The sequence below is a fragment of the Bradyrhizobium sp. USDA 4516 genome, assembly GCF_054055915.1.
The window spans coordinates 5,937,176-5,948,819 of record NZ_JBSRXT010000001.1 but is presented as its reverse complement, the minus strand read 5'-3'; the positions used below and the strand labels follow the sequence as shown (position 1 = coordinate 5,948,819).

Annotated in this window: 8 protein-coding genes; 4 read left to right on the top strand and 4 right to left on the bottom strand. The window is 65.7% G+C overall.

From position 1 onward, the window contains the following. Positions 1-59: 59 nt before the first annotated feature. Positions 60-674, top strand: a complete 615-nt coding sequence (locus ACVI1L_RS27090) for a flavin reductase family protein (protein WP_057015743.1) — start codon at positions 60-62, stop codon at positions 672-674. Between the two features lie 11 nt (positions 675-685). Further along, positions 686-961: a GNAT family N-acetyltransferase gene (locus tag ACVI1L_RS27085; RefSeq protein WP_456784303.1), complete on the top strand. Its 276-nt coding sequence runs from the start codon at positions 686-688 to the stop codon at positions 959-961. 68 nt (positions 962-1,029) lie between these two features. Here the strand turns inward: ACVI1L_RS27085 and yghU are convergent, their stop codons facing one another. Then, the gene (gene yghU, locus ACVI1L_RS27080; protein ID WP_057015744.1) at positions 1,030-1,908 is read right to left on the bottom strand and encodes a glutathione-dependent disulfide-bond oxidoreductase; all 879 of its coding nucleotides are present in this window, start codon (positions 1,906-1,908) and stop codon (positions 1,030-1,032) included. A gap of 277 nt (positions 1,909-2,185) precedes the next feature. Here yghU and ACVI1L_RS27075 point away from each other — a divergent pair, with 277 nt between their 5' ends. Both ACVI1L_RS27075 and ACVI1L_RS27070 read left to right on the top strand, forming a co-directional pair. Next, a complete protein-coding gene (locus ACVI1L_RS27075; RefSeq protein WP_141339434.1) occupies positions 2,186-3,319 on the top strand; it encodes a nitronate monooxygenase in 1,134 nt (377 codons plus the stop codon). Positions 3,320-3,463: 144 nt separating this feature from the next. Beyond that, on the top strand, positions 3,464-4,975 hold the full coding sequence (locus tag ACVI1L_RS27070) for an acetyl-CoA acetyltransferase (RefSeq protein WP_316397843.1): 1,512 nt from the start codon (positions 3,464-3,466) through the stop codon (positions 4,973-4,975). Between the two features lie 183 nt (positions 4,976-5,158). On the opposite strand, the gene ACVI1L_RS27065 is transcribed toward ACVI1L_RS27070, so the two are convergent. The 3 genes from ACVI1L_RS27065 to ACVI1L_RS27055 form a co-directional block, all read right to left on the bottom strand. After that, a complete protein-coding gene (locus ACVI1L_RS27065; RefSeq protein ID WP_456784302.1) occupies positions 5,159-6,361 on the bottom strand; it encodes an efflux RND transporter periplasmic adaptor subunit in 1,203 nt (400 codons plus the stop codon). Next, entirely contained in the window at positions 6,348-9,527 is a 3,180-nt protein-coding gene (locus tag ACVI1L_RS27060) for an efflux RND transporter permease subunit (RefSeq protein ID WP_168857530.1), read from the bottom strand. The genes ACVI1L_RS27065 and ACVI1L_RS27060 overlap by 14 nt, the downstream gene beginning before the upstream one ends. Before the next feature lie 381 nt (positions 9,528-9,908). Next, positions 9,909-11,600 carry a methyl-accepting chemotaxis protein gene (locus tag ACVI1L_RS27055; protein WP_057017651.1) on the bottom strand — a complete coding sequence of 564 codons (1,692 nt, stop codon included), beginning with the start codon at positions 11,598-11,600 and terminating at the stop codon, positions 9,909-9,911. Between the last annotated feature and the right edge of the window lie 44 nt (positions 11,601-11,644).

Here is an 11,644-nt window from a genome sequence, read left to right as displayed (position 1 = left end):
CGGTCCGCTCGCGGCGGGTTACCCTTCGCTAACCCGCCCTACGAACTTCCGGACATCCCATGGAATATTCCCCAAGCGACCTCACCCAGCGCGAACGCTACAAGGTGCTGACCTCCTTCGTGCTGCCGCGGCCGATCGCCTGGGTGACGAGCACGAGCGCGGACGGCGTGGTCAATGCGGCGCCGTTCTCGTTCTTCAATGTGTTCTGCGAGGATCCGCCGCTCTGCATGTTCGCGGTCAACCGCAGGCCCGACGGCCGCGAGAAGGACACCCTGGTCAACATCCAGCGTCTCGGCGAATTCGTGGTCAACCTGACCGACGAGCCGCTGGCGCGCGCGATGCATGAGACCTCCGGCGACTTCCCGCCCGAGATCGGCGAGCCCGATTATCTCGGCCTCAAGCTCGCGCCCTCAAGCAAGATCGCAGTCCCTCGCCTCGCCCAGGCGCCGTTCGCGATGGAGTGCAAGACCTGGAAGCTGATCGACGTCAATGGCGACCGCCAGCTGATCATGGGCGAAGGCATCCATTTCCACATTCGCGACGAATTGTGGGACCGCGAGGCGATGCGCGTCCACATGGAGCGCTACCACCCGATCGGCCGCATGTTCGCCGACCGCTACTGCCGCACCGACGACCGCGTGGTGTTTCCCGCGGCCGAGGGCACAAAGAAATAGAGGATCAGACAATGAGCGAAACATTCCGCGACAACGAAGCGCAGAGCCGGTTCGAGCTCGCCGTCGACGGCTCAACCGCTTTCGTGCTCTACCGAAAGACGCCGGACACGATCACGCTTGTGCACACCGAGGTGCCGCCGGAGCTTGGCGGCCGCGGGATCGGCTCCAAGCTCGCACGCGCCACGCTCGACGCCGTCCGCGCGCAGGGCATCAAGCTCGTCGTGAAATGCGAATTCATCCAGGGCTTCATGAAGAAGCATCCGGAGTATGACGATCTGTTGGGGTGATCGCAGGGCGGGTTGGCAAAGCTGTCATTTCGTCATGGCCGGGCTTGTCCCGGCCATGACGCGTTTCGTCACGACGCCACCGGCTCGCCGATCTTGTCCTGCGTCTTCGTTTCGAAATCGCTGGCGTCGTGGCGCTCATGGAGCTGGCTCGACGGCTCGCCCCAGGTGCGGTTGACCATGCGTCCGCGCTTCACCGCGGGCCGTGCCGCGATCGCATCGGTCCAGCGCTGCACGTTCTTGTAGTCCTGCACCGAGAGGAATTCGCCGCCGCCGTAAAGCAGACCCTTGGCGAGGCTGCCGTACCAGGGCCACACCGCCATGTCGGCGATGGTGTAGACATCGCCCGAGAGATACTCGTTGTCGGCGAGCCGGCGGTCGAGCACGTCGAGCTGGCGCTTCACCTCCATCGCGAAGCGGTCGATGGCGTATTCGATCTTGGTCGGCGCATAGGCGTAGAAATGGCCGAAGCCGCCGCCGAGATAGGGCGCGGCGCCCATCTGCCAGAACAGCCAGGAGAAGGTTTCGGCGCGGGTCTTGACGTCGGTCGGCAGGAACGCGCCGAACTTTTCCGCGAGGTACACCAGGATCGAGCCCGACTCGAACACCCTGATCGGCTCCTTTCCGCTGCGGTCCATCAGCGCCGGGATCTTCGAGTTCGGATTGACCGCGACGAAGCCGCTGCCGAACTGGTTGCCGTCGATCTTGATCAGCCAGGCGTCGTATTCCGCGCCCTTGTGACCCGCCGCCAGCAGCTCTTCCAGCATCACGGTGACCTTGACGCCGTTCGGCGTCGCCAGCGAGTAGAGTTGCAGCGGATGGCGGCCGACCGGCAGTTCCTTGTCGTGGGTGGGACCGGCGATCGGCCGGTTGATGCTGGCGAAGCGCCCACCGCTCTCCTTGTTCCAGGTCCAGACTTTCGGCGGCTCGTAGGCAGGAATGTCATTCACGTCGTTGGCTCCCGATTCATGTTCTTGCCAGGTGGCGCGGCGGCGCCGTACCCATCCCCATGTCCGCACTAGATGGTGCGCGGGCTGCGCTTTGCCCACCCCGCGGATCGCATTTTCTATCCAGCGGAATGCGCTGCGAGGGATGCAGCCGGAGCAGCGCCTGCACGCAAGATCGCCGTGGCCGAAACCCGCTTGGCTTCGCGGACCGTGATGCGCTAGCGTTGCAGCGGCTGACGCCAACAAGCACAAGAAGCAGCCGCCGGGAGAGAACCAGTCCATGAAATCACCGATCTGCGATATGCTGGGGATAGACTTCCCCCTGCTCGCTTTCAGCCATTGCCGCGACGTGGTGGCGGCGGTCAGCCGCGCCGGCGGCTTCGGCGTGCTAGGCGCGACCGCGCATTCGCCAGAGACGCTGGAGCAGGAGTTGACGTGGATCGACGCGCATGTCGACGGCAAGCCTTATGGCATCGACGTGCTGATCCCGGAAAACATCTCGACCGCGGGCGAGAAGAACGTCACCTGGAAGAGCCTCGAGGCGCGGGTCTCGCAGGAGCATCGCGACTTCACCCGCAATCTCTTGAAGAAATACGACATCGAGCTGACCAGCCGGAACGTCGCCGACAACCAGCCGCAGCCGTTCGACGCCGAGACCGCGCTGCAACTGCTCGAGGTCTCGTTCCGGCATCCGATCCGGCTGATCGCGAATGCGCTCGGCGTACCGCCGAAGGCGATGATCGAGATGGGGCGCAAGCACGGCGTGCCGGTGGCGGCGTTGGTCGGCTCCAAGGAGCACGCGCTGCGCCAGGTCGCGGCCGGTGTCGATATCCTGGTCGCGCAGGGCACCGAGGCCGGCGGCCATTGCGGCGAGGTCTCGACCATGGTGCTGGTGCCGGAGGTGATCAAGGCGGTCAAAAAGATCCGCGACGTGCCGGTGCTCGCCGCCGGCGGCATCATGACCGGCAGCCAGATGGCGGCCTGCATGGCGATGGGCGCGGCCGGCGCCTGGACCGGCTCGGTGTGGCTGGCCACGGTGGAATCGGAGACCTCGGAGATCTTCCGCGAGAAGATGATCGCGGCCTCCTCGCGCGACGCGGTGCGCTCCAAGGGCCGCACCGGCAAGCCGGCGCGGCAGCTCCGCTCGGTCTGGACCGACGCCTGGGACCGCGCGCCGGAGAGCCCCGGCGCGCTGCCGATGCCGCTGCAAAGCATCATCAGCCGCGACGCCTTCAACGCGATCGACCGCGCCGCAGCTGGTGGTAACGAGAAGGCCCGCGATCTCGTCAGCTATTTCGTCGGCCAAGGCGTCGGCCTGATCGACAGCGTCAAATCCGCCGGCGCCGTGGTGCAGGAGTTCAAGGAAGAGTTCGTCGAAGCTGTCGAGCACATGAACGCGCTGGTGGCGGAGTGACGATCCCTCCCCGCCGTCATTGCGAGGAGCGAAGCGACGAAGCAATCCACCTTTCCCCGTGTCGGAACATGGATTGCTTCGCTTCGCTCGCAATGACGCCCATAACAACCATCGAGCCCAAGACTGCAGAGTGAACCAACAAGAATGTCGAACAGCATCCCCGAAGACCGCATTCCCGTCATCGTCGGCGTCGGCGAAATTGTCGATCGTCCGAAGGACATCGCCGCCGGCCTCGAGCCGCTCACGCTGCTTGAGGAGGCGCTGAAGCGCGCCGAGGCGGACAGCGGCGCCAGGCTGCTGTCCGACGTGCAGTCGCTCGACGTCGTCAACTTCCTGAGCTGGCGCTACCGTGATCCCGAGAAGCAGCTCGCCGCACGGCTCGGCATTCAGCCTTCGCATCTCTATTACGGCCCGGTCGGCGGCGAGAGTCCGATCCGCTATCTGCACGAGGCTGCGCAACGCATTGCGCGCGGCGAATGCAGCGTCGCCGCGGTCTGTGGCGCGGAGGCGCAGTCGACGGCGACCAAGGCGCAGCGTGCCGGCGTGGAGCTGCCGTGGACGCCGTTCGCGCACGACGTGGAGGAGCCGAAGCGCGGCGCCGCGTTCCAGAAGCCGATGGCCGTGAGCCTCGGCGTGTTCAGGCCGATCACGGTCTATCCGCTCTATGAATCCGCAACATCGGCGCATTGGGGCCAGACGCCGCGCGACGCGCTGAAGGAATCGGGCGAGCTATGGTCGACCTATGCGCGCGTCGCGGCCGACAATCCGAACTCGTGGCTGAAGAAGACGTTCACCGGCGACGAGATCACCACGGCCACGCCCGACAACCGGATGATCGCCTGGCCGTATACAAAGCTGATGGTGGCGAACCCGACGGTGAACATGGGCGGCGCGCTGATCCTGACCAGCCTCGCGAAGGCGCGCGCGGCCGGCGTGCCGGAGGACAAGCTGATCTATCCGCTCGGCGGCGCCTCGGCGGAAGAGCCGCGCGACTATCTGATCCGCGATCAGTTCGTCGAAAGCCACGCGCAGACCGCGGTGCTGAAGGCGGTGATGGATCTCGTCGGCGGCGATGGCAAGAAGTTCGACGCGATCGAGCTCTATAGCTGCTTCCCCTGTGTACCCAAGATGGCGCGCCGGACGCTCGGCCTCGGTGCCGACGTGCAGCCGACCGTGACGGGTGGTCTGACGTTCTTCGGCGCGCCGCTCAACACCTACATGACGCACTCGGCCTGCGCGATGGTGCGCAAGCTCCGAAGCGGCGGCACGCTCGGCCTGCTCTATGGCCAGGGCGGCTTCGTCACCAAGCATCATGGCCTCGTGCTGTCGCGCGCGGCGCCGAACGTCGCGCTCAAGCAGGACACGTCCGTGCAGGCGGAGGCCGACCGCAACAGGCGCAACGTGCCCGACTTCACCGCCGAGGCTGCGGGAAAGGGCAAGATCGAGGCCTTCACCGTGATCTATCGCGCCAATGGCGAAGTCGAGCATGGCGTCACCATGCTGCGCACCGAGGACGGCCGGCGCACGCTCGGCCGCATCCCGGCGAGCGACACGGCGACGCTGGCCTATCTGCAGGACATGGACCGCACGCCGGTCGGTACCACCGGCGACATCGTCACCGCCGGCGATGGCATGCTGGAATGGCGGGTGGGCTGACAATTCCTACCACGCCGCAAAATCCGCCGTCATCCTGAGGTGCGAGCGGAGCGAGCCTCGAAGGATGGGCTGCGAACACCGTCGTGATCCCATCCTTCGAGGCGCGCAAGGGCGCGCACCTCAGGATGACGGCAGAGCAAGCGGCTTGAGGTGAGAGGCAGGAACGAGCTTACCTGTCCTCCCCTACCCCTTCACGTCCTGCTTTTCGGATGCCGTGGTCGGCTTGCCCTTGGCGCCGGCACCAGTGACGCGGACATGGTCGCCGTCGGCGAGGCCGTCCGGCGGGGCGGTGATGATGCGATCGTCGGGCGCGAGGCCGGTGGCGATCTCGATCTCCTTGCCGAGGTCGCGGCCAATCTTCACGGTCTTGAACAGCACCTTGTCGTCAGGACCGACGGTTGCGACCCGCAGGCCACTGCTGTTGAAGATCAGCGCGCTGGCGGGAATGCTGAGCGGCGTGGATTCGCGCTGCAGATTGAGCTTCACGCTGGCATAGCTGCCCGGCATCAATTCGCCGGAGGAGTTGTCGAGCCCGAGTTGCATCCGCGTCGTGCCGGAGGCGATATCGACCGCCTGCGAGGAGGCTTCCACCGTCGCCTGGAAGGTGCGGTTCGGGTAATCCGGCAGCGCCAGCGTCGCCTTGGCGCCGATCTTGATCGCCGGGACGTAGTTCTGCGGCACGTTGACATAGACGCGCAGCTTGGTGATGTCCGAGATCGTGAACATCGCCGGGCCCGAGTTGCCGCCGGCGTTGATCAGCGCGCCGACGTCGGTGTCGCGCGAGGTCACCACGCCGTCGAACGGCGCCGTGATCTTCTTGTATCCGGCGAGCGCTTCCAGCCGCTCGACATTGGCCTGGCCGGCCTTGACCGCACCGTTCTTGTTGGAAAGGTCGGCGGTGCGCTCGTCGATCTCCTGGGCGGAGACGAAGTTCGAGGCCACCAGCGTCTTGCGCCGGTTCAACGTGGCCTCGGAGAGCTTGGCCGAGGCCTGGGCGCTGGCGAGATCGGCGCGCGCCTGCAGCAATTGCTGGTCGAGGTCGGGCGCCTCGATCTCGGCGATCACCTGGCCGGCCTTGACGCGGGCGCCGATGTCGGCGTCCCAGTTCTTGAGATAGCCGGACACCCGGGCATAGATCGGCGCGCGGGAATAGGCCTCGAGCCGGCCCGGCAGGTCGATCGTGGGGCTCAGCGCCTTGGCATTGGGCAGCGCCACCGCGACGGTCGGAATGGCCTGGTCGTCGGTCCATTCCTTCAGCCGGGTGTCCTGTTCCTCACGGGCGCGGATCCCGGTGCCGACGATCAGGCCCGCCCCTACCAGGGCCACCACGCCGAAGATGCCCAGCTTCCGGCGTGAGACCGGGGGGCGCTTTTCAGTGGGCGGCATGCGGAATCTCCGATGAGGCGGCGGCTTTGGCGCCTTGCTTCTTGTGTACCATACTGAATACCACGGGAACAAACATCAGCGTCGCGAAGGTGGCGAAGATCAGGCCGCCGATCACGGCCCGGCCCAACGGCGCGTTCTGCTCGCCGCCCTCGCCCAGCCCCAGCGCCATCGGCGCCATGCCGATGATCATGGCAAGCGCGGTCATCAGCACCGGGCGGAACCGGACGAAGCCGGCTTCCAGGGCCGCCGCGACGGGATCGCCGAGTTCCTCATAGCGCTCGCGGGCGAAGCTGATCACGAGCACGCTGTTGGCCGTCGCCACACCCATGCACATGATGGCGCCGGTGAGCGCCGGAACCGACAGCGTGGTCTCCGTCGTGAACAGCATCCAGACAATGCCGGCGAGCGCAGCGGGCAGCGCCGTGATGATCACGAACGGGTCCGACCAGGACTGGAAGTTCACGACGATCAGGAAGTAGATCAGCACGACGGCGCCGAGCAGGCCGAACAAGAGGCCGGTGAAGGCCGAATTCATGGTCTGCACCTGGCCGAGCAGCACCACGGACGAGCCCTTCGGCACCTCCTTGGCAGTGTCGGCGATCAGCTTGCGCACGTCGGTCGCGACGCCGCCGAGATCCCGGCCTTGCGTCGTGGCGTAGATCTGCACCAGCGACTGGATGTCATATTGCGACACCACCGCACTCGAGGTCGCGCGCTTGATGTCGGCGATGCCGCCGAGGATCGGTGCCTGGGTGTTGCCGGTCGCGGTGATCGGCAGGGTCTGCAGCGCGCTCAGCGAGTCGATCTGGTATTGCGGCGTCTGCATCACGATCGAATACGACACGCCGTTATCGGGATTGAGATAATAGGTCGGCGCCACCTGCGAGGAGCCGGCGAGGTTGACCACCAGCGAGTTGGTGACGTCGCGCTCGGTCAGGCCGACATATTGTGCGCGGGTGCGGTCGACATCGATGTTGAAGGTCGGGTTGTTCGGCGACTGCTGGATCCGCGCATCGGCGATGCCGGGGATGCGCTTGATCCCGGCCAGCAGCTTGTTGGCATAGGCGAAGTTGGCCTCGAGATTGGCGCCGCGGATCTGCAGGTCGATCGGCGCCGGCGCGCCGAAGTTCAGGATCTGGCTGACGATGTCGGCCGGCAGGAACGCGAAGCTGGTGCCCGGGAACAGCCGCGGCAATTGCTCACGCAGTGCGCGGACATGCTGTTCGGTCGGCTTGTGGCCTTCCTTGAGGCGTATCTGGATGTCGCCGTCCTGCGGACCGATCACGCCGGTGTTGTTGTAGGTCATGTTGATGCCGGAGATCGGCATGCCGATGTTGTCGGTCATGGTCTCGATCTCGCCGGGCACCAGCTTGCGGATCGCCTTCTGGATGTCGGCGAGCTGGTTGGCGGTCTCCTCGACGCGGGTGCCGACCTGGGTGCGGACATGCATCAGGATGTTGCCGGCGTCGACCGACGGGAAGAAGTTGCGCCCGAGGAACGGCACCAAGAGGAACGACGCGGCGACGACTGCGAGAAAGCAGCTCACGAACACCGTGCGATGACCGAGCGCCATCGCGAGCAGGCCACGATAGCCGCTGCGGATGCGCTCGAACCGCGCCTCGAAGCCGCGCTGGAACCAGACCAAAGGATTGCGCGACTTCGGCGGCGCGCCCTCATGATGCACATGCGCCTGCAGCAGATAGTTCGCCATGGTCGGCACCAGGGTGCGCGACAGGATGAACGACCAGATCATCGCGAACATCACCGCTTCGGCCATCGGCACGAACAGGAAGCGCGCCACGCCGGTGAGGAAGAACATCGGCACGAACACGATGCAGATACAGAGCAGCGAGACGAAGGCCGGCGTCACGATCTGGTTGGCGCCGTCGAGGATCGACTGCTCGACCGGCTTGCCCTGCTCGAGGTGATAATTGATGTTCTCGATCGTCACCGTGGCGTCGTCGACCAGGATGCCGACCGCGAGCGCGAGGCCGCCGAGCGTCATGATGTTCAGCGTCTCGCCGATCAGGGACAGCATGATGATAGCGCCGAGCACCGACAGCGGGATCGACACCGCGATGATGACGGTCGAGCGCCAGCTGCCGAGGAACAAGAGGATCATGATGCTGGTGAGCAGCGCGGCGATCACGCCCTCGAACGCGACGCCGGTGATCGCGCCGCGGACGAACACCGACTGGTCGCCGATGAAGCCGATCTTCAGCGCGTCCGGCATCTGGTCCTTGACCTCGATCACCTTCTGCTTGATGCCGGAGATGATATCGAGCGTCGAGGTGGCGCCGGCCTTCAGCACCATCATCAAGACCGAGCGGTTGCCGTCGACATGGACGATGTTGGTTTGCGGCGGATTGCCGTCGCGGACCGACGCGACGTCACGCACATAGACCATCGCGCCGTTGACCTGCTTGATCGGCAGGTCGCCGAGCTCCTCGAGCCGCAGCGGCGAGTTGTTGAGGTTGATGGTGTATTCGAAATTGCCGATCTTCTGCGTGCCGACCGGCGTGATCAGGTTCTGCGCGGCGAGCGCATTGGCGACGTCCTGACCCGACAGGCCGCGCGCCTGCAGCGCGGTCGAATTGAGATCGATCTGGACCTGGCGCTGCTTGCCGCCGAACGGATACGGGATCGCCGCACCAGGCACCGTGACCAGCGGCGTGCGCAGCTGGTTGATGCCGATATCGGCGAGGTTCTGCTCGGTCAGTCCCTCGCCCGACAGCGCGACCTGGATGATCGGAACCGTCGAGGCGCTGTAGTTCAGGATCAGCGGCGGCGTCGCGCCCGGCGGCATCTGCTTGAGCAGGGTTTGCGAGATCGCGGTGACCTGCGCATTGGCGGTGCGGATGTCGACGTTGGGCTGGAAGAAGATCTTGATGATGCCGACGCCGTTATAGGAATTGGCGACGATGTGCTCGATGTCGTTGACGGTCGTGGTCAGCGCGCGCTGGAACGGCGTGGTGATGCGGCCGGACATCTGGTCCGGCGGCAGGCCGGTGTACTGCCAGACCACGCCGATCACGGGGATGCGGATGTCTGGGAAGATGTCGGTCGGCGTGCGCAACGCCGCCAGCGGTCCGATAATCAACAGCAGGATCGCGAGCACGACGAAAGTATATGGCCGGCTCAGCGCGATACGGACCAGTGCGATCATAAAACAAGCGTTCCCGAAATGAAGCCCGCCCAGGCAGAGGAATCGACATTGCAAAAGCCGTTCCGTAGCGGCCGATTTACCCGATGCCGGGCAAAACGCCAACCCGCGGAGCCGCGGCGGCTTTCACTTCCTCGGCATAGTGCGTGAGGCTGCGCGCTCCGAGCGACCATGCCGGGCGCAGTGCCGCCGATCGCGTGCGGATCATCGTCAAAAAGAGACGGCTCTGCTGCGAATGCGAGCCGGCCGAGGATGCTATTTCGGCCGACGCGAGGTTAACGCATCGCTGCTCTGCGAAAATGTAAAACGTGGTGGGCCGGGTCAGCCCACCACGTCGGCATCGGTTAGGCGAAGGATGGCGGCCGCCCGAGCGGCGCCGCCGGATCAGGCGGCGCGGACGGCGTCGAGGAACTTGCTGACCTCGAGCTTGAGGCGGCTGCTGTCGCCCGAGAGCGATTGGGCCGCCGACAGCACCTGGCTCGACGCCGAGCCGGTCTCGTTGGCGCCATGCTGGACGTCGGTGATGTTGGCCGAGACCTGCTGGGTGCCCTGCGCCGCCTGTTGCACGTTGCGGGAGATTTCCTGCGTCGCCGCGCCCTGCTCTTCGACCGCGGCCGCAATGGTGGACGAGATTTCCGACAGCCGTTCGATGGTCGAGGAGATTTCCTTGATCGCGCCGACCGACTCCTGGGTCGCGGTCTGGATGCCGGCGATCTGCTGGCCGATCTCGCCGGTCGCCTTGGCGGTCTGCTCGGCCAGCGCCTTCACCTCGGACGCCACCACGGCGAAGCCGCGGCCGGCGTCGCCGGCGCGTGCCGCCTCGATGGTGGCGTTCAGCGCCAGCAAATTGGTTTGGCCGGCAATGGTGTTGATCAGCTCGACGACGTCGCCGATCCGCGCGGCGGCCTTCGACAGCTCGCTGACGCGATCGTTGGTGGTGCGCGCCTGGCCGACGGCATCGCCGGCCATCCGTGCCGACTCCTGCACCTGGCGGCTGATCTCGGTCACCGACGACGACAGCTCCTCGGTCGCCGACGCCACCGACTGGACATTGGTCGAGGCCTCCTCGGACGCCGCGGCAACCGAGGTGGTCAGCTCCTGCGAACGCCGGGCGGTCGACGACAGCGTGCCGGCGGAGGCTTCGAGCTGGGTCGAGGCCGACGACACGGTCTGCACGATCTCGCCGATCATCTGTTCGAAATTGCGGGTGATGGTGTCGACCCGGCGGCCGCGCTCGATCTTGGCTTCGGCGTCGGCAGCCGCGGCTTCATCGGCCGCCTTCTTGGCGACCAGGGCTTCCTTGAACACCTGCAGCGTATCGGCCATCGCGCCGATCTCGGTCTTCTCGCCCTGATGCGGGACGTTTGCGGTCAGGTCGCCGCGGCCCAGCGCCTGCATCGGGCTCACGATCGAGGCGATGCCGGCCGAGACGTCGCGGATCATCAGGAAGCTGACGCCGACGCCGACGATGATGGCGGCGCCAAGGATCATCGCAAGCAGCATGACGGCCGACGCGTAGCTGTTTGCCGCCTCCTGCGCCGCCTTGTCGGCGCCGGCATTGTTGAGCTCGATGTCCTTGCGCAGGATCTCGTCGGCCTCGAGGCCGATCTTGTTGACGGTCTTGGCGTTCAGCTCATGCGCATCGTGCGGGGCCTTGCCGACATCCCTGCGCGACAGCGCCATCACCTCCTCGGTTCCCTTCTTGTAACGGGTCCAGGCATCGACCCATTGATCGTAGAGCGCGCGCTCCGCGGGGGTCGCGATCAGTGGCTCGTAGATCGCGCGGACCTTGAGGTTGGCGTCGACCACCGAGGTCAGGGTCTTCTCCTGCGCGAGCTTGTCCTCCAGCGTCTCGGACAGCATGTGCTCGCGGATCACGTTGCGATAGGTGATGACGCCGGCGCGCAGATCGCCGAGCGCACGCACGCTCGGCAGCCAGCTCGTCGTGATGTCGACAGTGTTGGCGTTGATCGACCGTAAATTCACGACCGCGAGCAGGCCCATGCCCGTCATCGCGACAAGCAGGAACGCAACCACGGCAATAATCTTGGCGCGGATCGAGAATTTGGCGAACATCGTGGGGGTCTCTTGATATCGGGCTCGCGAAGCCCGATCGAATG

Excerpts from the sequence above, each read along its gene's own strand:
- ACVI1L_RS27090 (WP_057015743.1), top strand. The coding sequence starts at position 60 with ATGGAATATTCCCCAAGCGACCTCACCCAGCGCGAACGCTACAAGGTG.
- ACVI1L_RS27085 (WP_456784303.1), top strand. The coding sequence starts at position 686 with ATGAGCGAAACATTCCGCGACAACGAAGCGCAGAGCCGGTTCGAGCTC.
- ACVI1L_RS27075 (WP_141339434.1), top strand. The coding sequence starts at position 2,186 with ATGAAATCACCGATCTGCGATATGCTGGGGATAGACTTCCCCCTGCTC.
- ACVI1L_RS27070 (WP_316397843.1), top strand. The coding sequence starts at position 3,464 with ATGTCGAACAGCATCCCCGAAGACCGCATTCCCGTCATCGTCGGCGTC.
- ACVI1L_RS27065 (WP_456784302.1), bottom strand. The coding sequence starts at position 6,361 with ATGCCGCCCACTGAAAAGCGCCCCCCGGTCTCACGCCGGAAGCTGGGC.
- ACVI1L_RS27060 (WP_168857530.1), bottom strand. The coding sequence starts at position 9,527 with ATGATCGCACTGGTCCGTATCGCGCTGAGCCGGCCATATACTTTCGTC.
- ACVI1L_RS27055 (WP_057017651.1), bottom strand. The coding sequence starts at position 11,600 with ATGTTCGCCAAATTCTCGATCCGCGCCAAGATTATTGCCGTGGTTGCG.